Genomic DNA, 19,848 nt, shown 5'->3' with positions numbered 1-19,848 from the left:
GCGGGGAAGTCTAGGTCACTTCGATTTGCGCAATGCGCCCGCGAGTGCCCAGACCATCCCGCCGACGACGAGGACCGATCCGGCGATCTGGGCGAGCACGGCGGCGTCGAGCGGATCGCCCGGCAGGAAGAGCAGTCCGGTCAGCACGGCGGAACCGAGCAGCCACGACAGCGTCGCCGCGCGGTGCAGTCCCAGCGCCACCAGCGCGGGCTGCAGCACCTGGGCGACCAGCAGCACGCAGGTGCCGAGCCCCAGCACGCCCAGCACGCTCGACGGCAACGTCACGTGCGCGCCGAAGAGGACCCGCACCGCCCACGGCCCGAGCACGAACGACAGCAGCGTGCCGAGCAGCCCGACGACCGCCACGGCGGTGAGGATCAGCCGCAGGGCGCGCCGCACGGTGCCGAGGTCCCCGCGGGTGGCGGCGGAGGTGAGGGTGGGCAGGAGCATCGCCTGCACCGGGGCGAACATCAGCAGCGGGACCCGGACGAGCACGAACGCCGACGCGAACGCGGCGGCCGTCGCGGTGTCGGTGGTCAGCCTGCCCGACACGACGACCGGTGCGAGGTTGGCGACCAGCTGGGACAGCACGGTCGAGCCGACGAGGACGGCGATCGGCCGCACCATGGCAGGCGCGGGGACGGGGTCGCCGTCGGCGGGATTTCCGCGCAGCGCGGGCAGTCCGGCGAGGACCCCGAACGCGGACCCGGCGGCGAACAGCAGGCCGAAGGCCCCGGCGCCGGGAGTACCGGCCAGTGCCAGCACGACGCAGGGGAGCAACCGGGCGAAGCCTTCGACCGCGAGCGTGGCGGCGTACCCGCCGAAGCGGCGGCGCCCGCCGAGCAGCCCGCGCACGAGGTAGACGGCGGCGGCGGTCGCGGACCCGAGTACCAGCGCGCCGAACAGCGCCCACCGCCCGCCGAACGCCTTGGCCACGAGCACCGGCGAAGCCGCGAGCAACACCAGCACGACCACGGCGAGCAGCCCGGCGCCGGCGAGCAGCGCCCGCCGCCGCACCGGAGCGACGCTCGCGCCCACCGCGAGCCCGGCACTGACGGCCCGGCTGGTCTCCTGCTCCAGCGCGGTGAAGACCCCGGGCCCGATGATGTTGACGAGCAGGTAGAGCGACGCCACCGCGGCGGCGTCCCCGGTGCCGAGCGTGTGCCCCGAGAGGGCGAGAAAGGCGTACCCGGCCACACCGACGACCGCGAGCCCAGCGCCCATCAGGGCGGCGGGCCCAAGACGCCGGTGCACCCGAGCGGTTGCCGTCACGGAAGAAACCGTAGCCGGGGCGACGGCGTGCTTCCCGCGTCGGGTCTCGGGCGACGAGACCGAGGCCGGTGACCTCAGGAAGGCTGGTCCGGCTTGGCGCGGGCCTCCAGCTTCGTCAGCGTCGCCTGGGCGACGAGTGCGCGGGGGTCGTGCAGGGCCCGGAAGAGCTCCAGTGACGCGGTCAGTGCTTCCGACGCCTCGTCGATCCTGTCCACCGCGATGTAGGTCTCCGCGAGGCTCAGCAGCGTGTTGGCCTCGCCCCAGCGTTCGCCCGTTCTACGCCACAGGCGGACCGCCTGGCTGAAGTGCTCGATGGCCAGCAGCGGGTCGCCGTGCAGGTGGTGGAGCAGGCCCAGCTGGTGCTGCGAGCGGCTCTGCAGCGGGCAGATGCCCACCCGGTTGGAGATCGACAGCGCTTCCTCCGCGGCGGCGAACGCACGCTGCGCGTCCTGCTCGTCCAGCGCGAACGCCATGCTCGCCAGCACGATCGCCTTGCCGAACAACCACTCCGGCGCCCGGAAGTGCGCCAGTGCCAGCTCGAAGTACCGCAGCGCGTCCACCAGGTGACCGGTCGCCGTGAGGCTTTCGCCGAGCGCGTAAGCCGTCCACGCCTTGCCACGGTCGTCCTTCAGGCGGCGGTGCAGGTCCATGGCTTCCCGCAGGCAGAGCAGCGCCTCGTCGTCCTGGCGCAGCTCGTGCAGGACCCAGCCCAGCGAGTGCAGGCAGCGGGCGAGGCCGAGGTCATCCCCGGCGGCACGGGCGATCCTGACCCCCAGCCGCGCGAACTCCAGGCAGTCGCTCCACGGCCTCGACAGGAACAGGTGGGGCAGGTACAGAACGGGCGCCTTCCAGGCCGTGCTTTCCCGGTGCCCAATGGTCTTGACCAATGCGAGCACGGCCTCGCGCTCGGTGTGGAACCAGGTAAGCGCTTTCTGGTACTCCTGCTTGGAGAACACCAGCGGGTCGATGTCGTCCGCTCCCGCGGTCAACGCGGGGCCCGCCCACCCGGGTGCCACCGCGTTTCCCGCGTGCCACGCGGTCGCGACGTACCAGCGCAACAGCCTGCGCAGCCCTTCCTCGGTTTCTTCGGCACCGGCCCGGCCCGCGGCGAAGTCCCGGAGCATGTTCTGCAACGCGATCCGGCCGTCCCGGGTGCGTCCGACCAGCTTGAAGCGCCGCAGGACGGCCACGGCGTCCCGTGCGGCGGCCAGGTCCTGTCCGGTGAGCGCGGCGATCGCGGACAGGTGCAGGGCCGGGCACGGCTGCGCGCCCAGCAGCCGGTAGGTCCTGGCGACGGCCGGAGGCAGCTTGCGGTAGGTCGCGTCCAGCACGGTGGGAAAGGTGATTCCCGTGTCGAGCGACACGACCATCGTCGTGACCCGCTCCTCGCGTTCGAGCTCTTCGGCGAGCTCCGCCATGCTCAGCTCGGGCCGGGCGGCCAGCTGCTCGGCCGCCAGGCACAGGGCCAGCGGCAGGCGGTGGCACCGTTCGATCACCGCGGCGGTGGCCACCGGGTCGTCGTCGACGCGCGCCGCCCCGCCGATCTGCCGCAGCACGTCCTTCGACTCCGGGATGCCGAGCTTGCTCAGCGGGATCCTGGTCGCGCCCCGGGTGCGGGCGAGGTCCGCGAGAGGCTTGCGGCTCGTCACCACCACGGCGAACTCGCCCGCGGGCAGCAGGGCGGCGACCTGGGCGGCCAGTGCGGCGTTGTCCAGCACGACGAGGAGCCGCTTGCCGGCGGTGACCGAGCGGAACAACGCGGGAAGCTCCTCCGGCCGCTCGGCCGCGCTGGGGGAGACGCCGAGCTCCTCCAGGAACCCGGTCAGCACCGCCTCGGTCTGGCTTTCCGAGACCACCCCGTTGAGGTCGGCGAAGAGGCAGCCGTCGGGGAACTGCCCGCACACCCGGTTCGCCCACCACAGCATCAGGTGCGTCTTGCCGATCCCGGCCTCGCCTTCGAGCACCACGATCCCGGAGCGGGTGAGGAGCTCGTCGAGCACCCGCAGGGGTTCGCCACGCCCGATCAGCGGACCCTGGGCTTCGGGGAGGCGGACGGGCCAGCCCTCCTGCAACTCGAAGTCCGTCGAACCGGAGGTACGCCGCTGCTCCCGCTCGCGGCCGAGAAGGCGCAGGAAACCGGTGACGAGGCGCTGAACCCACATGGCTGTCCCTGGAATGGTCTCCGGCGCCGCCGCTGCGGGCCTGCGCCTCTCACTGTTCGTGACCAGGCCGACACTCGTCCGGCCGCCGTTGCTGGGCCTGTCCGGTAGGGGAATCTCACTCAATGAAACCATAGATCGCGGTTTACCGCTGCAGGGTGCGGCAGTCGAGTGGGCGCCTCCCAGCTCGGGCTTCGGAATGGGGAGGCCGAGCGTCCCCCTGCGCCGGGGCGGGAGTCAACTCATGTCGCTCTGCGGGGCCGCGGGCGCCGACGTATCCTCGGAAAACGTTGCAACACTTGTGCAACGGTTGACCGCCGGAGGGAACGTGAGCGACCTCGAAACGCGCCGCCCCGAGGAGGGGCTCGCGCTCGTCCGCAGTGTGCTCGACCGGGTCGGCGACAAGTGGGCCGTGATCGTCGTCTGTGCGCTCGCGGGGCGGACGCGGCGGTTCAACGAGCTGCGCCGCGCCTGCCTGCCCATCAACCAGCGCATGCTCAGCACCACGCTGCGTGCCCTCGAACGGGACGGGCTCGTGACCCGCACCCTGCACCCCACCGTGCCGCCCCGCGTGGAGTACGCGCTCACGCCCCGCGGGCTGAGCTTCCTCGCTGTCGCGCGGGAGCTGGCCGGGTGGGCGGAGCAGAACCACGTCGGCATCGAGCGTTCCCGCGCCGACTACGACGCGCGCGACGCCTGAGGCGATGTCGGCCGCGACCTCCTCAGCCGGGCCCGGTGAACACCGCGAACCGCCCGCTCAGACCTCCGGCCAGTCGACGCTCAGGTACTGGATCTCGGTGAACTCGTGCAGGCCCTCGCGGGCGCCTTCGCGGCCGAGGCCGCTCTGCTTCATCCCGCCGAACGGGGCCGCCGGGTCCGACACCAGCCCGCGGTTGATGCCGACCATGCCCGCGTCGATCGCCTCGCCCAGCCGGAGCGCGTGCTGCAGCTCCCCGGCGTAGACGTAGGCCGCAAGGCCCAGCTCGGAGGCGTTCACCAGCTCCAGCATCTCCTCCTCCGCACGCCACACCACGATCGGCGCCACCGGGCCGAAGATCTCCTGCCGCACGATCTCCGCGTCCGCGGGCACGTCGGCCAGCACGGTCGGCGGGAAGAAGTAACCCTTGCCGTCACCGGGAATCTCCGCGCGGGCGACCACGCGCGCCCCGGCCGCGAGCGCGGACTCGACCAGCTTCGTCACGCCTTCCACGGCCTTCGCACTGATCAACGGGCCCAGCTCGCCGGGCTCCAGCGCCTCGACGCGGCGGGCCAGGCGCGCCGTGAACTCCTCGGCGACGTCGGCGTGCACGTAGAACCGGTTCGCCGCCGTGCACGCCTGGCCGCCGTTGCGGAACTTCGCGATCATCGCGCCCTCGACCGCCGCGTCCAGATCGGCGTCGGCGGTCACCACGAAAGGCGCGTTGCCGCCCAGTTCCATCGAGGCGTTCACCACCCGGTCGGCGGCCTGGCGCAACAACAACTGCCCCACGCGCGTCGAGCCGGTGAAGGAGATCTTGCGGACGCGCGGGTCTTCGAGCCACGTCGTCACGACCGCCGCGGCGTCCGTGGTGGTCACGACGTTCACCACGCCGTCGGGCAGCCCGGCCTCGGTGAGCAGGCGTGCGATCGCGAGCGCGGTCAACGGCGTCTCGGCCGCCGGCTTGAGCACCACGGTGCAGCCCGCCGCCAACGCCGGGCCGATCTTGCGGGTGGCCATCGCGGCCGGGAAGTTCCACGGCGTGACGAGCGCGGCGACGCCCACCGGCTTGCGTGTCACCAGCGTGCGCGTGCCACCCGCGGGGGAGGGGCCGTAGCTGCCGTCGGTGCGCACGGCTTCCTCGCCGTACCAACGGAAGAACTCCGCCGCGTAGGTCACCTCGCCGCGCGCGTCGGCGAGCGACTTGCCGTTCTCCGACACGATGAGCGCGGCCAGTTCCTCGCGGTCGCGCAGCATCAGCTCGAAAGTCCGGTGCAGCACCTCCGACCGCGTGCGGGCGGGTGTGCGGGCCCAGCCACGCGCGGCGGCTGAGGCGGCGTCGACCGCGGCGGTCGCTTCGGCGGGACCATTGTCGACAACTGTCGCGATGGGTTGTCCGGTTGCTGGATTGTCAACAATGAACTTCACAGACACTCCGAAAGTACGTCGAGCGCATCGTCGAGCAACGCGTCCGAAATGGACAGTGGGGGCAGGAATCGCAGCACGTTGCCGTAGGTGCCGCAGGTGAGCACGATCACGCCGCGGGCGTGCGCGGCGGCGGCCACCGCGCGGGCCAGTTCCGGATCGGGCTCGGTGGTGCCGGGGCGCACCAGCTCCACGGCGATCATCGCGCCGCGGCCCCGGATGTCGCCGATCCGGTCGTCGCGGAGCCGGGACAGCCGGTCCTTCATCAGCCGTTCGATCTCGCGGGCGCGCTCGACGAGGTGCTCGGCCTCGATCGTCTCGATGGTCGCCAGCGCGGCGGCGCACGCGATCGGGTTGCCGCCGTAAGTACCGCCGAGACCGCCCGCGTGCGCGGCGTCCATGATCTCCGCGCGCCCGGTCACGGCCGACAGCGGCAGCCCGCCGGCGATGCCCTTCGCGCTGACGAGCAGGTCCGGCACGATCCCCTCGTGCTCGCTGGCGAACAGCGCGCCGGTGCGGGCGAAACCGGTCTGGACCTCGTCGGCGACGAACACGACGTCGTTGTCCCGGCACCACTGCGCGATGGCGGGCAGGAATCCGGGCGCGGGCACGATGAAACCGCCTTCGCCCTGGATGGGTTCGATCACCACCGCGGCCGGCTTGCCGACCTGCTTGTCGATCGTGTCGAGCGCGCGCCGGGCGGCGGCCGGGCCGTCGAGCCCGTCGCGGAACGGGTACGACAGCGGGGCGCGGTGGATCTCGGGCGCGAACGGGCCGAAACCCTGCTTGTACGGCATGTTCTTCGCGGTGAGCGCCATCGTGAGGTTGGTGCGGCCGTGGTAGGCGTGGTCGAACGCGACGACCGCCTGCCTGCCCGTGTAGGCACGGGCGATCTTGACCGCGTTCTCGACGGCCTCCGCGCCGGAGTTGAACAGCACCGACCGCTTCTCGTGCGTGCCGGGCGTCAGGCGGTTCAGCTGCTCGGCCACCGCGACGTAACCCTCGTACGGCGTGACCATGAAGCACGTGTGCGTGAACGCCTCGGCCTGCTCGCGCACCGCCGTCACCACACGTGGCGCGCTCACGCCGACGGTCGTCACGGCGATGCCGGAGCCGAGGTCGATCAGCACGTTGCCGTCCACGTCCTCGACGACTCCGCCGCCCGCGCGCACCGCGAACACCGGCATCGTCATGCCCACCCCGCGGGCGACGGCACTTTCCTTGCGGGACAACAGTTCCCGCGAGCGTGGGCCGGGGATCTCGGTGGCGAGGTGGCGGGCCTGCGGCAGCCCCGTGGTGAGCGTCATGCCGCCATCCTCGAAGCTCGTGGCCATGCCGTCCACTGCTTGTTTTCTCATCTCGTTATGCCTGTGAGGCATACTGGAAGCCGTGGAGCTACGGACCCTCCGGTACTTCGTCGCGGTCGCCGAACACGGTTCGGTGAGTGCCGCGGCGCAGGCCGTGCACGTGACCCAGCCGGCGCTGTCGCGGCAGGTCCGGCAGCTGGAGCGCGAGCTGCGGCTGGAGCTGTTCGAACGGCACGGCAACCGGCTCGCGCTCACGGCGGCGGGCACGCAGTTCCTGCCTGTGGCGCGGGACGTCCTGCGGCGGGCGGACGACGCGTTGTCCGCCGCGGAGTCGTTCGCCGCCGGACGCCTGGTGCGCCTGACGATCGGCGCGCCGACCACCACGCTCACCGACCTGATCGCCCCGTTCCTGGCGACCTTCGGCCCCGCCGACCCGCTGCCCACGGTGGTCGGGACCAGTGGCACGACGGCCCTGCGGCGCGGCGCCGACCTGGCGATCGTGACCCAGCCGCCGCACCGGTCGTGGGGCGGCCTGCCGCTCGCGCGGATGCCGTTGTTCGCCTACGTGCCGTCCGGGCACCGCTGGGCGGGCCGGTCCGGCGTCGGCCTGGCGGAGCTGGCGGGGGAACGGCTCGTCGTGCTGGACCCGTCGTTCCGGCCGCGGCAGATCCTGCAGGAGGCGCTCACCGCCGCCGGTCTCGCGACGCCCGAACTCGTCGAATGCGGCAATGCCCAAGTGGCGCAAGCGCTTGCGGCGGCGGGCCGGGGCGTGGCGGTGGTGTCGGACGACCCGCGGTTCGGGTTGCACCCCTTGCGCATCAACGGCCGAGACGGCCCGCTGCGGCTGTCGTTGTTCGCGGCGTGGGACCGGGGCCACCACGCGGCCGCCGCGCTGGCGGACCTCGCACAGCGGCTGCGGACGTTCGCGTCGGAGCGCTACGGGGCGGACGTGCTGCCGGAGGACTGACGGCGGCACTCCGCGAGGTCGGTGTACAGCGACGCGCGCGAGATGCCCAGCCGCGAGGCGATGCGGGGCGCCGCGCCGCGGACGGCGAACACGCCGCGCTCGTCCAGCGCCTTGAGCAGCCGGAGCCGTTCCCGCCGGCTCAGGCTGTCCACCGGCTTCGCCAGGGCCAGCTCCTCCGCGCGCACCACCGAGTCGACCACCTCGTCGAAGTCGTCGGTGAACGTCGTGGCCGGCACGGCCGCCGGGGCGAGCCCGGCCAGGTCGGACAGCAGATCGCCGACCTGGCGCAGCGCCGTCACGTCCAGGTTCACGCACAGCGCGCCGAACACGTGTCCCTCGTCGTCCTTCAGCGGCAGCGTCGACGACTTCACGATGCGGCCCGACTCCGTCCGCGTGACGTAGTTGAGCTCCGGCTCCGCGCCGTCGCCCCGCGCCAGCATCCGCAGGCCGATCTCGCTCGTCGCACCGCCCACGTGCCGCCCGGTCACCTCGCCCGCGACGGCGACCACCGACCGGTCGCCGAGCCGGTAGTCGTGCAGCACCACCTCGCACGAGCGGCCGAACGTCGCGGCCAGCCCGGGCACCAGCTCCTTGAGCGCGTCGAGGATCGCGTCCGCCGTTCCCACCCGGTCAGTCTAGAGATCGGACGAAACGTCCAGGCGCGTCCGGCCCACCCCGCCAACGCCCACCTGGCGCGGCACGTCGTCCTCGTCCGGCACGTAGTCCGGGTCGTCGGGGCGCCAGTCCGGCAGGGGTACGAGCCCGGGCTCGACCAGTTCGAGCCCGGTGAAGAACGACGCCACCTGCTCGACGTCGCGGATCGCGAGGCTCTCCGCGACGGTGTTGTTGTAGACGTGGCTCGTCTCCCGCTGCAGCGTGCCCGCGCGGCCACCGGCCCACGTGAGGTGGCTGAGCGCCAAGTAGCTGCCGGGCACGAGCCGCCCCACGTACTTCCGAACGACGTCGCGCGCCTGCTCGTCGTCGGTGATGAAGTGCAGCACCGAGATCATCAGCACGGCCACCGGCTCGCCGAAGTCCAGCAGCCCGGCGCGCGACAGCACGTCCTCGGGCTCCCGCAGGTCCGCCCGGATGGCCGTCGCGTTCGGGTTGCCACCGAGGATGCGCTGCCCGAGCTCCACGGCTTCGCGCTCGTAGTCGACGTACACCACGCGCGCGGCCGGATCCTCCGCCTGCGCGATCTCGTGCACGTTGCCCGCCGTCGGGATGCCGGAGCCGAGGTCGAGGAACTGCCGGATGCCCGCCCCGGTCAGGAAGCGCACCACCCGGCCGAGGAACTCCCGGTTGTAGCGGGCTCCGACGGCGGCGAGCGGGAACGACCGCGCGGTCTGCGCGGCGGCCGCCCGGTCCACGGCGTAGTTGTGGGTGCCGCCCAGCATGTAGTCGTACACCCGGGCCGCCGCGGCGACCGTGGGCTCGGCCGGTTCGGACATCGCTCACTCCTTGCTCTCGCGGAGTTCGCCACGCACGTCGCGAAGGAACCGCCGGGTCGCTTCGGGGCTCAGTGCCGCGCGCGTCGCCATGAGCCACAACCGTTCGTACGGCTGGACGTTGTCGTCGGGCACGAGCCGCCCGCCCATCGTCGTGTACGCGAAGTCCAGGTGCTGCCGGAACTTCCCGATCACGCCGGGCGCGGGCAGGCGCAGCAGCGCGAACCGTTCCAGCGCCATGTCCACCGCGAGCCCGGGCCGGGGCGCGAACGGCAGGAGCTGCAGCGTGATGTTCGGCTGCTGCGACAGCGTTAGCAACCGGTCCAGCTGCTCGGCCATCACCGCGGAATTCCCGCGGATTCTGCGCACACAGGATTCGCTGAGCAACGCGTAGACTTCCGGCGGTTCCGGACGGGACAGCACTCGCTGCCGGTCCAGAATGGCGGTCACCGATTCCGGCGTGGGCCGGTCGGCGCGCACGTACGATTCGCTCTGCAATAACGGCGGAATCCGCTCGATGGCGACCATCCGAATGAGATCGGCGTCTTCCTCGAGGTCGATGTACTGCCGGAAGTACTCCGGGTGCACCGCCCGCGCGCCGCGCCACCGGCCGCGCTGCGAGGTGCCGTTGTTCAGGTGCAACGCCAGGTCGAGCGTGACGTCGGCGGTGGCGCCGTAGGCCTTGAGCAGTTGCAGTAGATCGTTTTCGCTGATGCCGCCGTCGCCGTTCTCCAGCCGCGTGATCTTGTTCTGCACGCTGCGCGCGCTCGTTCCCGGCCAGATCATCGCGCCGACCTCCTCCTGCGTGAGCCCGCACTGCTCACGCAGGTGCCGCAGCAGCGCGGCGAGCTGGAACCGGCGCCCGGTCGGGGTCCGGGCCACGGCGGGAACTGTCACGCGGGTTCTTTCGATCAGGGGCGGCGGGGAATCGAATTGTAGGCAGTTGTCACCGTGCCAATCCATCGGCCATTCGAGTTGGCCGAACTCGCCCCCGATGCGGATTCGGCCACCGCCGCGGCATTGAACCGCCGGCCGCCATTCAGGCGGTACCATCAACCGTGCTCACCCGGGCCTGGCCGCAGACACTGCGCTGGCGGGTGTACGCACTCGTCGGTGGTCTTCTGTTCCTCCTCCTCGTCACCGCTGCCGCCACCACCGCGTCCCGGCTCTACGACACCTCCGTCGGCAACCACGTCCGCGGCACGCTGCGCCCCGCGCAGCAGGCGGCGGCCGCGTTGAGCAAGGACTACGTCGACATGGAGACCGGGGTGCGGGGTTTCCTGCTCACCGGCGACGACCAGTTCCTCGCGCCGTTCGAGTCCGGGCAGGCCGACGTGTCCCGGCGCGAGGCGAACCTGCGGCAACTACTCGCGTTCGACGCGCCGTCCCTGCGCCTGCTGCTCGCGGTCGACGCCGCGCGCGGCGACTGGCTCGACGCGTCGATCACGCCGAGCATCGCCGCCGTCCGCTCCGGGACGTCGATGCCGAACGCGTTGCAGGGCAAGCAGGCGTTCGACGTAGTGCGGGCGCGGCTGGCGGACCTGCAGGCCCACATCGACGAGCTGACCGCCGCCGGGCTGCAGCAGAGCACGAGCGCCCAGCGGACGGCGAACTCGGTGACCATCGGCTGTGCCGTGTTCGCGCTCCTGATCGGGCTCGTCACCGTGCTGCTGCTGCGCCGCTCGCTGGACGCGCCGCTGCGGCGGCTGCTCACCCAGGTGCGGTGGGTCGCCGACGGCGACCTCGAACGGCGGGTCGACGCGGACGGGCCGCAGGAGGTCGCCGAGGTGGGGCGCGCGGTGGAGAGCATGCGGGTGCGCATCATCGGGGAGGTGGGCCGGGCCTCGGAGGCGGCGGACCAGGTCGTGCGGCTGGAGGAGACCGACCGGATCGCGCGCGAGCTGGGCGACACGGTGATCAAGAACCTGTTCGGGATCGGCCTGACCCTCCAGTCGGCGATCGCCCGGTATCCGGCGGCGCAACCGGTGTTCCGGCGCGCCATCGCCGACCTCGACCAGGCCGTCAACCAGCTGCGCTCGGCGCTGTACGGGCACCTGCCCGCCCCGGCGCGGCAGTCACTGGGGCTCGCGGTGCAGACGCTGGTCAGCGAGCTGGAGGCCGAGGTCGGGGTGGTGCCGGAGCTCGTGCTGACCGGGGACCTGGACCACGAGCTGCCCGACGAGTTGGTCGCCGAGGTGCTCGGGGTGCTGGAAGAGGCGACGGGCGCGCTGCTGGGGCCCGGGAGCGCCGGGCCGGTGGGGATCGAGCTGGCGCGGACGGAAGGTTGCGTGCGCCTGTGGATCACCGGACCCGAGCCGGGGGAGCCGGAGGCGTTGCGGGCGCTGGAGGAGCGGGCGCGCGGTAGCGGCGGACGCGTCCACCACGAGGGCGACCGGGTCGTCATCGACTGGGAGGTGCCGGTGTAGGACCCCGCACACGACAAGGCCCGCCCCCCGAAGTGCGTGGAGGACGGGCCCGGGTGCGGGGGCTACGACGGCGAGCCGCTGACCATCGACCGTGACGGGCCGCGGTGGCCGTGGCGCGCGAGGCGCTCGACGAGGTCCGGGCAGCGGTCGAAGTTCGGCGGTTCGAGCTGGCCCGGATGCCTGTCGGCGAGCAGGTCGCGCAGGAAGGCCACCACCTCCCGCGCCGGCGGCACGACCTCGCCGCCGAGGTAGGCGACCACGATGACGTCCTCACCGCTGTGCGTCTCGATCGCGGCGGCCCAGCCCTGGGTGTCCTCCCAGAGCAGGGCGAGATCGCGGTCGGGGAAGTTCGGCAGGCGCTCCTCGAGCGCGATGTAGGCGCTGGCGGGCCGGCCGGTCATGGCACAGGTGGATTCCGGCGGCACTCCGAGCGCTTCCGCCACCGCGGAGACGTAGCCCTGCAGGGCCGATTCGGCAGCGTCCCAACCGTAGATGTCCACGATTCCCTCGCTTCCTTTGGTTCCCACTGATGGGGTACCCCCGATTCGGCGATCGAATCGCTCTTTCGAGCAGATACGATGTCGACCATGCGGACTTCCGGAGTCTCGACCTCGGGGCGGGGGTTCGGCGTCCACGACCACGTCTGCTGGTCCTACGACGACCACGCCGACTTCCTGGCACGCGCCGTCGAGTTCCTCACCGAAGGGCTCCACCTGGGGTTGCGGACGGCGTTCGTCGCCCCGGGAGCGGCGGACGAGCTGCGGGCGCAGCTGAGCCGGGCCGAGCCGCTGGCGCGGGCACTGGCCGACGGCGCACTGACGGTCGAATCACTCGACGGCGTGTACGGCCCCGACGAAGTGGTGGATCCGGAGACGCAGGTCGCGGCCTACGCGGCGGCCACCGAGGCCGCGCTCGCGCAGGGGTTCCGCGGTTACCGGGTGGCGGCCGAGGCGACCGCGCTGGTGCGCACGCCGCGGCAGCTGGAGCAGTTCACCCGGTACGAGCACCGCGTGGACCGCTACATGGTCACCCACCCGTTCTCGGCGTTGTGCGCGTACCGGCGGGACGAGCTCGACCCGTCGGCGGTGGCGCAGCTGGCCGGCCTGCACCCGGCGGCGAGTCCGGACGCCACGCCGTTCCGGCTGCACGCCGGGTCCGACGGCACCCTGACCCTCGCCGGCGAGCTTGACTTCAGCAGCGCCGAGACGTTCCCGCTGGTCCTCGAACGGGCCGGGCTGCCCGGTGGGCGGGTGGTGATCGACGGGCACGACCTGGAGTTCGTCGACCACCGCAGCCTCTGGGCGCTGGCGGACGCGGCGGCCCGCCGGGACGCGACCGTGGTCCTGCGCACCGGCCACCCGGGTGTCGAGCGGCTGCTCGGGCTGCTCGACGTGCCGCGGGTGACGGTGGAGCGCACCGCATGAGGACCGGTGCCGCGGAGGGACACGAAGGGTACTTCCACGAGGCCGCGTTCTACGCCTCCGACCAGGAGCTGCTCGACGTCGTCGTGCCGTTCCTGGAGGAGGGCGTGGCCGCCGGGGAGCCGGTGCTGGTGGCGTTCGGCCCCGTGAACGAGCGGCTGCTGGGCACGGCCTTCGACCTGGCGAAGGTGACCGTGATCCCGGGCGACGAGCAGTACCTGCGGCCCGCCGTCGCGATCCGCCGGTACCGCGAGCTGTTCGCGCGGTGCGTCGCGGACGGGGCGGCGCAGGTGCGGGTGGTGGGGGACGTGCCGCACCCCGGGGCCGGGCAGCCGTGGGACTGGTGGGCGCGGTACGAGTCGGTGGTCAACCGCGTCTTCGACGACTTCCCGTTGTGGGGGCTGTGCCCGTACGACACGAGGATCACGCCGGAGCACGTGCTGGACGACGTGGTGCGGACGCACCCGCGGCTGGCGACCGTCGACGGTCGGCACGTGCACAACGACGGGTACGAGGTCCCGGCGCGGTTCCTGTCGCCGTGGCGGGAGGCGCCGCGGCCGCTGCCCGAGGCCGAGCCGCCGGTAACGGACCTGAGGGACCCGACGGCGGCCGAGGCGCGCCGCGAGCTGCGGGCGGCGCTGGGGCCGTCGGGGATCGGGCGGGACCGGACCGAGGACTTCGTGATGGCGGTGAGCGAGGCCGTGACGAACGCGTTCGTGCACGGCAGGCCACCGCTGCGGGTGCGGATCTGGAGCGGCCCGGGCCGCGCGGTGGTGACGGTGACCGATGGCGGCGCCGGACCGGTGGACCCGTTCACCGGTCTGGTGGCGGCGAAGGAAACCCGGTCCGCCGGGGTGGGGCTGTGGATGGCCCACCAGATCTGCCGCCACGTCTGCATGTACGCCGACGAGGAGGGTTTCGTCGTGCGGCTGGAGTGCTGAAGGGCTTCGGGCGTCACTTCTGCGGCACCGGCGCCGGTGCACCCCATTCCGGTTTCCAGGTCGCCGTCGCGCAGCGGATTCCGGTCGGTTTCGAGTAGCCGGCATCGGTCCGGAAAGCGGTGTAGAAGCAGTACTGTTGCTGCGGCCACAATGCGCCGACGCGAAGCCGTACCGTCTTCGGCTGCGCATCGTCGCGAGGTCCGAAGTGGTACCAGTTCCAGCACTCGCCCGACGCCGCCGCGGGCTGTTCGTGATCGATGAAATTGTCCGCGGGGTCGGCCTGGCCGTAGACACCTTGAACCGCGACGGCACTCTGCGCGACGGGTACCTCGTTGATCCAGGTCAGCGTGAGGTCGACCCTGCCGGGGACGTCCTGGCTGGGAGTGAAGGCGAAGCCCGCCAGGGGTGGCGGGTCTAGTCCGGACTGCTTTCCCAGCAGATCATGTGCCTCGTCGAACAAGCGCGGGCACGAAACAAGTGCGATGTCGTGTCCCTCGTCGTTCGGCGTGTCTTTCAGTACCGTCAACACCAGGACGACAGCGACGGCGATGCACACCAACATGATCAGGATCTTGTTGCCCAGTTTCGCCGGCCGCACCAGCCAGTTGATCAGGCCGCCTGCGACGAAGCTCGCGAGCACGATCCCGAGGTCGAGCCAGCCGGTGCGCGTCACCGGGGCAGTATGCCGGAAACGGGCGTGCTCGGGCTCACCCCAGCAGCAGCGGTTCCAGCAGCCGGTGGGCCGGTCGTAGTGCCTGATCCACCGGGTCCGCCGGGTCGGGTGGCTGGCCGGGGCCCGGCCGGTACTCGACCTCCGTCACCGCCGGGATCCGCCCGCAGCCGGCGCAGAAACCGCCGCTGACCAGGACACTTCCGCAGTCCACGTGCAGGAACAGCGCGCGCGGGCCGTGCGGCGCGAGGTGCGTGTTGCCCCAGTCGTTGAGCGCGTGCAGCGCGGGCCAGAGGTCCAGACCTTTCGCGGTGAGCCGGTACTGGGACTCCGTCCGCGCGAGCACCCCCGCGGCGACGAGGCGTTCCAGGCGGACGGTCAGTACCGCCTTGGGGATGGCCAGGTGCCGGTACAGGTCGGTGAACCGCCGCAGGCCGAAGAACAGGTCCCGCAGGATCAGGAACGTCCACCGCTCGCCGACGACCTCCAGCGTGCGTGCGATGGAGCACTCCTGTCCGGTGTAGTCGGACTTCAGCGCCATGCGAACCAGCCTATGGTCCCCGGTGAGCACCGCCCCCGGCAGAACGCCGGGGGCGGTGGGGGATCACGGCTTGCGGGCCACGATCCCCGCGATGCAGCGGGCCGCCTTGCTCAGCGGCGTCAGGCGGGGGCCGTCGGGCCACCACTCGTCGCACGCGACCAGGTCCGGGCCCGTCGTCGCGTTGGGCTTGACGATCTCCAGTCCCGGCAGCATCGCCAGGATCTCGTCCTTGGTGCGGAACCGGCCGGCACCCATCGGCCCGTGCACGAGAATCTCCTCGATCCGCTTGGCCAGCGCGGTCAGCTCCGGCACCTGTGGGTCGTAGAAGTGCGAGAACACGACGTACGAACCCGGCGCGAGCGCGTCGATGTACTCCCGCATCACGTCGGGGCCGCCGTCGCCCTCGAAGTGGTGCAGGGTGCCGACGTGCAGCAGCACCAGGGGCTGCGAGAAGTCGATGTGCCGCCGGACGGTCTCGTTGGTCAGCACCGCGGACGGCGTGAAGATGTCCGCTTCGACCATGTGGACGTTCTCGTTCTCTTCCAGCAGCGCGCGCCCATGGGCGAGCACCACCGGGTCGTTGTCCACGTAGACCACGCGTGCGTCGGGGTTGCTCCGCTGCACGATTTGGTGCGTGTTCTCGGCCGTCGGCAGCCCCGAGCCGCAGTCGAGGTACTGCTCGATCGACGATTGGCCGGCGAGGAACCGGCACGCGCGGTTGAGGAACCCCCGGTTGCCCTTGGCGATGTCCACCGCCTCCGGCACCGCCTCGTTGATCTTGTGCATCACCGCCCGGTCGACCTCGTAGTGGTCCTTCCCCCCGAGGAACCCGTCGTAGATGCGGGCGATGCTGGGCCTGTTCGGGTCCACTCCGACGGGGACCTGGCTCGGTGAGGTGGTGGGCGGTGCACCGGTCATGACTGCCTCGCTGGGACGGTTGGTGACGGCTGAACGCACCGAGAGTAGTGCGCCACGTCACGGTCCTCCAAGGGGCCGCCCCTCGTACCCTCTTTCAGCCCAGCGCTAGATCAATCCGTGGCGTAGTGCGTAGGACACGGCGTGTGTCCGGTTGCGCAGCCCGAGCCTGGTGGTGAGCTTGTGGAGGATGTTCTTCACGGTCCGTTCCGAATAGGCCATCTCCGCGGCGATCTCCGCGGTGTCCTGTCCCTCGGCGAGCAGCCGCAGCACCGTGGTCTCCCGTGTGGACAGTCCGGTGGGCGTCAGGTCGTGGGGCACGAGGACCTCGCGGTGCAGCCGCGCCATGCCCTGCAGCACCTGGCCCAGCTGCTCGGGCGGGAGGTGCCCGAACCCGCGCGCGGCCGCGGCGACCGCCTTGCGCAGCCGTTCCGGGCTGGCGTCCTCGCGCGGCACCAGCACGACGAGCCCGCTCTCGATCGCCGTCCACAGCTCCGCCGGGCGCGGCGGGTCGGCGACGAGGACGAGCCGCGTGTGGGCCGAGGTCTCGCCGACCAGGTACGGCAGGGTCCGCAGGTCGTCGGTGACGGCCACGAGGACCCCCGCCTGGCGCGGCTCGTGCTCGACGACCTCGAACCCGGGATGGGCGCGCAGCACGCCGGCGAGACCGGCCCGCAGCAGCGGATCGGTCGCGAGCACGCCGACGGTGATCGCCGGGCCCTGGCCGAGCCGGGTCAGTGGAGAGCCCGTGTCCTCCATACGGGCGATACTGATTGACATGGCGCCAGGAAACCGCGAAAACAGCAACCGGGGCCAGGAAGAACGACCAGCAGTTTTTCACCTCGGCTACTTCTGCCGGTTTAATGGTCGGCGGTGAACGAGACTTCCGCTGCCGACGAGCCGGGCTTCGGCGAGCTGCTCCTGCGGCTGCGCCGGGCCGCCGGGCTGACTCAGGCCGACCTTGCCGAAGCCTCCGGGGTGAGCGTCCGCGCCCTCTCCGACCTGGAACGCGGCCGTGCCAGAGCCGCGCAACGGCGTTCGACCGAGGCGCTGGCCGATGCGCTCGGCCTGGCCGGTGTCGAGCGCTTCCGCTTCCTGGAGCTGGCCCGCCAGGGTCGCCAGCGCGGTACCCGCCCGGCCCCGCTGACCGGCGTCGTCGCGCCGCTGCCCAGCGCGGTGCCGGACCTGGTGGGCCGCGCCGACGAGCTGGCCCGGCTGCGCGCCGCCGCGCGCGAGGCCGCCGAGGCGCCGGGCGGGGTGGTGGTGTCGGTGGTCGGGCACCCCGGCGTCGGCAAGACGGCGCTGGCCGCGACGGCCGCGTACGAGCTGCGAGACGAGTTCCCCGACGGCTGCTTCTCCGTCGACCTGCGCGGGATGGACGACCAGCCCGTCACGCCCCGCGTAGCGCTCGACATCCTGCTGCGCGCGCTGGGCGTCCCGGCCGAGCAGATCCCGCTCACCGTCGAGGAGCAGACCACGCTGTTCCGGTCGTTGCTGGCCGGTCGGCGCACCATGATCCTGCTCGACAACGCCGCCGACGAGACCCAGCTGCGCCCGCTGCTGGCCCGCACCACCGGCTGCCTCATGGTGATCACGTGCCGCCGCGCGCTGGTGGGGCTGGAGTCCGGCCGCTGGATCTGGCTCGGCGCGCTCAGCCGGGAGGACGCCGCGGCGCTCGTCGGCACGATCATCGGGCCGGATCGGGTGCGGGCGGAGCCGGAGGCGGTCGCGGAGCTGGCCGAGCTGTGCGGCAACCTCCCGCTGGCCGTCCGCATCGCGGGAAACCGCCTGGCCAGCCGCCCGCACTGGTCGATCGAGCACCTGGTGCGGCTGTTGCGTGACGAGGGCACACGGCTGGCCGCGTTGTCGGCGGGCGACCTGCGGGTGCGTTCGGCGTTCGCGATGTCACACCGGCGGCTGACGGGGGCGGCGCGGCTGGTGTTCCAGCGGCTGGCGTTGATCCCGGGGCCGGCGTTCGGCGTGGAGCTGGCCGCCGTCGCGACCGGGCTGCCCGAGGCCGAGGTGCGGCCGTACATCGACGAGCTGGTGGACGCCAACCTGCTGCAGGCGTCCGCGCGGGACGGCCGCTACTCCTACCACGACCTGATCCGGTTGTTCGCCCGCGAGCGGCTGGAGGCCGAGGAGGACCCGGACGACGTCGCGAAGGTGCGCGCCGCCGTGGTCAGCCACCTGCTGGACACCGCCGTCCTCGCGGCCGCGTGGTTCCACCCGGAGGCGGTGACGGGCGGCCCGCGGTTCGGCTCCCGGGAGGCGGCGGCGCGGTGGCTGGACTACGAGTCCGCGAACTGGCTCGCCGCCCAGCGCATCGCCGCACGCGACGGGGACCACCGGCGCGTGGTGGGGCTCGCGGAGGCCATGCACTGGTACTCCGACGTCCGGCAGCAGCACTACCCGTGGGACCAGGTGTTCGAGCTGGGCCTCGCCGCCGCGCGCGAGCTGGGGGAGCGGCACTCGGAGGCGAAGCTGCTGAACTTCGTCGGCTGGGCGCGGTACCTGTGCCGGCAGGACGACGAGGGCGGGTTCGAGGCGCACCGGGAGGCGCTGGCGCTGGCGCGGGAAATCGGCGACACCGGCGAGGAGATGTGGGCGCGGACGTACCTGGCCGCGGTGCTGATGCGGCTCGGCCAGGCCGACGAGGCGCTGGAGCAGATCCGCGTCGCGGCGGTCGCGAACAGCCTGAGCTTCTGGGCGGGGCAGGCGCCGCTGCGGAACGTGCTGGGGCAGGTCCTGTCGGCGGTCGGCAGGCCGGAGGAGGCGCTCGCGGTGCACCGCGCGGTGCTCGCCGACTGCGAGCTGCAGCGCGCCGAGGCGAACCCGCAGACCTACCAGCTCATGCGCTCGCTCGTCTTCCGCTTCATGGGCAGCGCGCTGGCGAAGATGGGCGACTGGCCGGAAGCCGCGCGGGCCTACCGGACGGAACGCTCGCTGTTCGACGAGGTCGACAACCCGCTAGAGGCCGCGGACGCCGCCCTGCGCGAGGGCCAGGCGTGGCGGGAGGCAGGGGAGTACGAGCGGGCGGTGGACTGCCTGCGGGCGGCGCTGGCGGAGTTCACCGAGCCGTTCACCCGCTGGCAGCGCGCGCAGGCGCTCGCCGAGCTGGCTTCGGTGCTGGCGCTGACCGGAGACACCGAGTCGGCGCGGAATCACCGGCGGGAGGCCATTGTCCTCTGTGGACAGGTAGGGACTCCGGCCGCGGACCGGCTGGCGGACGAGCTGGCCCGGGCTCGGTAGGCGGTCGGTTGGTCGTTGGCTGGCGTCGGCTGCTTCTGGCGGCTGCTTCTGGCGGCTGCTTCTGTCGGCTGGTGTGGGCTGCTGTCGGCTGCCTGCGTCGTCGGGTTGTCGACAATGCTCGTGTAGGCGCCTCTGCTTGTAGCCGGGTCGGATTGTCAACAAGCGGCACTTCCGTTGTGCCGATTGTGAACACTCGGCGGGCGAACTAGCCCACGCCTGGGAGGTGTTTGGGCAGCTCCCGCGCCGGTTGAGTCAGTACGGCTGTTTCCGCAGGAGGTTGTTGACAATCCGTGTGTAGGCGCATCCACCTGTAGCCGAGCCGGATTGTCAACAAGCGACGGTTTGTTCGAGACGATTGTGGACAGGTCGGCCAGGGACCCGGCCCCGGCGGGGTAGGCGTTGGGGTG

The 19,848-nt window shown here is 72.1% G+C and carries 18 protein-coding genes; 6 read left to right on the top strand and 12 right to left on the bottom strand.

All coding sequences use genetic code 11. The features are described from left to right. Window positions 1–15: 15 nt before the first annotated feature. Both FHX82_RS15440 and FHX82_RS15435 read right to left on the bottom strand, forming a co-directional pair. A complete protein-coding gene (locus FHX82_RS15440) occupies window positions 16–1,272 on the bottom strand; it encodes a polysaccharide biosynthesis protein (RefSeq protein ID WP_145937207.1) in 1,257 nt (418 codons plus the stop codon). A gap of 74 nt (window positions 1,273–1,346) precedes the next feature. After that, a complete protein-coding gene (locus tag FHX82_RS15435) occupies window positions 1,347–3,434 on the bottom strand; it encodes a tetratricopeptide repeat protein (RefSeq protein ID WP_183176643.1) in 2,088 nt (695 codons plus the stop codon). Between the two features lie 325 nt (window positions 3,435–3,759). Here FHX82_RS15435 and FHX82_RS15430 point away from each other — a divergent pair, with 325 nt between their 5' ends. After that, window positions 3,760–4,131 carry a winged helix-turn-helix transcriptional regulator gene (locus tag FHX82_RS15430; RefSeq protein ID WP_229880924.1) on the top strand — a complete coding sequence of 124 codons (372 nt, stop codon included), beginning with the start codon at window positions 3,760–3,762 and terminating at the stop codon, window positions 4,129–4,131. Between the two features lie 57 nt (window positions 4,132–4,188). Here FHX82_RS15430 and FHX82_RS15425 read toward each other — a convergent pair whose 3' ends face one another. Together FHX82_RS15425 and gabT are read right to left on the bottom strand one after the other, a co-directional pair. After that, window positions 4,189–5,556 (bottom strand): NAD-dependent succinate-semialdehyde dehydrogenase, encoded by a 1,368-nt coding sequence (locus tag FHX82_RS15425; protein ID WP_145937204.1) that lies wholly within the window; start codon window positions 5,554–5,556, stop codon window positions 4,189–4,191. Further along, window positions 5,553–6,860 carry a 4-aminobutyrate--2-oxoglutarate transaminase gene (gabT, locus tag FHX82_RS15420; RefSeq protein WP_145937229.1) on the bottom strand — a complete coding sequence of 436 codons (1,308 nt, stop codon included), beginning with the start codon at window positions 6,858–6,860 and terminating at the stop codon, window positions 5,553–5,555. The genes FHX82_RS15425 and gabT overlap by 4 nt, the downstream gene beginning before the upstream one ends. 82 nt (window positions 6,861–6,942) lie before the next feature. On the opposite strand from gabT, the gene FHX82_RS15415 reads away from it, so the two are divergent. Next, window positions 6,943–7,827 (top strand): LysR family transcriptional regulator, encoded by an 885-nt coding sequence (locus FHX82_RS15415; protein WP_145937203.1) that lies wholly within the window; start codon window positions 6,943–6,945, stop codon window positions 7,825–7,827. On the opposite strand, the gene FHX82_RS37700 is transcribed toward FHX82_RS15415, so the two are convergent. From FHX82_RS37700 to FHX82_RS15400, 3 genes are read right to left on the bottom strand one after another with little or no spacing between them, the layout of a single operon-like run. Then, complete coding sequence (locus FHX82_RS37700) at window positions 7,797–8,453, bottom strand: helix-turn-helix transcriptional regulator (RefSeq protein ID WP_145937202.1); 657 nt, start codon at window positions 8,451–8,453, stop codon at window positions 7,797–7,799. The two genes, FHX82_RS15415 and FHX82_RS37700, sit on opposite strands and share 31 nt — an antisense overlap. A 9-nt stretch (window positions 8,454–8,462) precedes the next feature. Further along, window positions 8,463–9,278, bottom strand: a complete 816-nt coding sequence (locus FHX82_RS15405; protein ID WP_145937201.1) for an SAM-dependent methyltransferase — start codon at window positions 9,276–9,278, stop codon at window positions 8,463–8,465. 3 nt (window positions 9,279–9,281) lie between these two features. Then, window positions 9,282–10,172 (bottom strand): helix-turn-helix domain-containing protein, encoded by an 891-nt coding sequence (locus FHX82_RS15400; RefSeq protein WP_183176642.1) that lies wholly within the window; start codon window positions 10,170–10,172, stop codon window positions 9,282–9,284. Between the two features lie 161 nt (window positions 10,173–10,333). Between FHX82_RS15400 and FHX82_RS15395 the strand changes: the two genes are divergently transcribed. Further along, a complete protein-coding gene (locus FHX82_RS15395; RefSeq protein ID WP_145937199.1) occupies window positions 10,334–11,701 on the top strand; it encodes a CHASE3 domain-containing protein in 1,368 nt (455 codons plus the stop codon). A 62-nt stretch (window positions 11,702–11,763) separates the two neighbouring features. Here the strand turns inward: FHX82_RS15395 and FHX82_RS15390 are convergent, their stop codons facing one another. Continuing rightward, window positions 11,764–12,201 carry a DUF6292 family protein gene (locus FHX82_RS15390; protein WP_229880922.1) on the bottom strand — a complete coding sequence of 146 codons (438 nt, stop codon included), beginning with the start codon at window positions 12,199–12,201 and terminating at the stop codon, window positions 11,764–11,766. A gap of 87 nt (window positions 12,202–12,288) precedes the next feature. Between FHX82_RS15390 and FHX82_RS15385 the strand changes: the two genes are divergently transcribed. Together FHX82_RS15385 and FHX82_RS15380 are read left to right on the top strand one after the other, a co-directional pair. Next, a complete protein-coding gene (locus FHX82_RS15385) occupies window positions 12,289–13,125 on the top strand; it encodes an MEDS domain-containing protein (RefSeq protein WP_145937198.1) in 837 nt (278 codons plus the stop codon). Further along, the gene (locus FHX82_RS15380) at window positions 13,122–14,063 is read left to right on the top strand and encodes an anti-sigma factor RsbA family regulatory protein (protein WP_145937197.1); all 942 of its coding nucleotides are present in this window, start codon (window positions 13,122–13,124) and stop codon (window positions 14,061–14,063) included. Before FHX82_RS15385 ends, FHX82_RS15380 begins: the two co-directional genes overlap by 4 nt. A 13-nt stretch (window positions 14,064–14,076) precedes the next feature. Here FHX82_RS15380 and FHX82_RS15375 read toward each other — a convergent pair whose 3' ends face one another. The 4 genes from FHX82_RS15375 to FHX82_RS15360 form a co-directional block, all read right to left on the bottom strand. After that, window positions 14,077–14,736 (bottom strand): hypothetical protein, encoded by a 660-nt coding sequence (locus FHX82_RS15375; protein ID WP_145937196.1) that lies wholly within the window; start codon window positions 14,734–14,736, stop codon window positions 14,077–14,079. Between the two features lie 34 nt (window positions 14,737–14,770). Next, a complete protein-coding gene (locus FHX82_RS15370) occupies window positions 14,771–15,274 on the bottom strand; it encodes a winged helix-turn-helix transcriptional regulator (RefSeq protein WP_145937195.1) in 504 nt (167 codons plus the stop codon). Between the two features lie 63 nt (window positions 15,275–15,337). Beyond that, window positions 15,338–16,192 carry an SAM-dependent methyltransferase gene (locus FHX82_RS15365; protein ID WP_145937194.1) on the bottom strand — a complete coding sequence of 285 codons (855 nt, stop codon included), beginning with the start codon at window positions 16,190–16,192 and terminating at the stop codon, window positions 15,338–15,340. 105 nt (window positions 16,193–16,297) lie between these two features. Then, window positions 16,298–16,969 carry a response regulator transcription factor gene (locus FHX82_RS15360; protein WP_229880920.1) on the bottom strand — a complete coding sequence of 224 codons (672 nt, stop codon included), beginning with the start codon at window positions 16,967–16,969 and terminating at the stop codon, window positions 16,298–16,300. Between the two features lie 93 nt (window positions 16,970–17,062). Here FHX82_RS15360 and FHX82_RS15355 point away from each other — a divergent pair, with 93 nt between their 5' ends. After that, window positions 17,063–19,441, top strand: a complete 2,379-nt coding sequence (locus FHX82_RS15355; protein ID WP_145937193.1) for an ATP-binding protein — start codon at window positions 17,063–17,065, stop codon at window positions 19,439–19,441. Window positions 19,442–19,848: the final 407 nt, after the last annotated feature.

The organism is Amycolatopsis bartoniae, assembly GCF_014191255.1.
GTDB classification, from domain to species: Bacteria; Actinomycetota; Actinomycetes; order Mycobacteriales; family Pseudonocardiaceae; genus Amycolatopsis_E; species Amycolatopsis_E bartoniae.
The sequence above is the reverse complement of the archived record's forward strand: the minus strand, read 5'-3'. Positions and strand labels throughout refer to the sequence as shown.

Bases quoted from the DNA above. Each gene is read 5' to 3' on its own strand.
- FHX82_RS15435 (WP_183176643.1), bottom strand. From the start codon at position 3,434: ATGTGGGTTCAGCGCCTCGTCACCGGTTTCCTGCGCCTTCTCGGCCGC.
- gabT (WP_145937229.1), bottom strand. From the start codon at position 6,860: ATGACGCTCACCACGGGGCTGCCGCAGGCCCGCCACCTCGCCACCGAG.
- FHX82_RS15405 (WP_145937201.1), bottom strand. From the start codon at position 9,278: ATGTCCGAACCGGCCGAGCCCACGGTCGCCGCGGCGGCCCGGGTGTAC.
- FHX82_RS15385 (WP_145937198.1), top strand. From the start codon at position 12,289: ATGCGGACTTCCGGAGTCTCGACCTCGGGGCGGGGGTTCGGCGTCCAC.
- FHX82_RS15380 (WP_145937197.1), top strand. From the start codon at position 13,122: ATGAGGACCGGTGCCGCGGAGGGACACGAAGGGTACTTCCACGAGGCC.
- FHX82_RS15370 (WP_145937195.1), bottom strand. From the start codon at position 15,274: ATGGCGCTGAAGTCCGACTACACCGGACAGGAGTGCTCCATCGCACGC.
- FHX82_RS15365 (WP_145937194.1), bottom strand. From the start codon at position 16,192: ATGACCGGTGCACCGCCCACCACCTCACCGAGCCAGGTCCCCGTCGGA.
- FHX82_RS15360 (WP_229880920.1), bottom strand. From the start codon at position 16,969: ATGTCAATCAGTATCGCCCGTATGGAGGACACGGGCTCTCCACTGACC.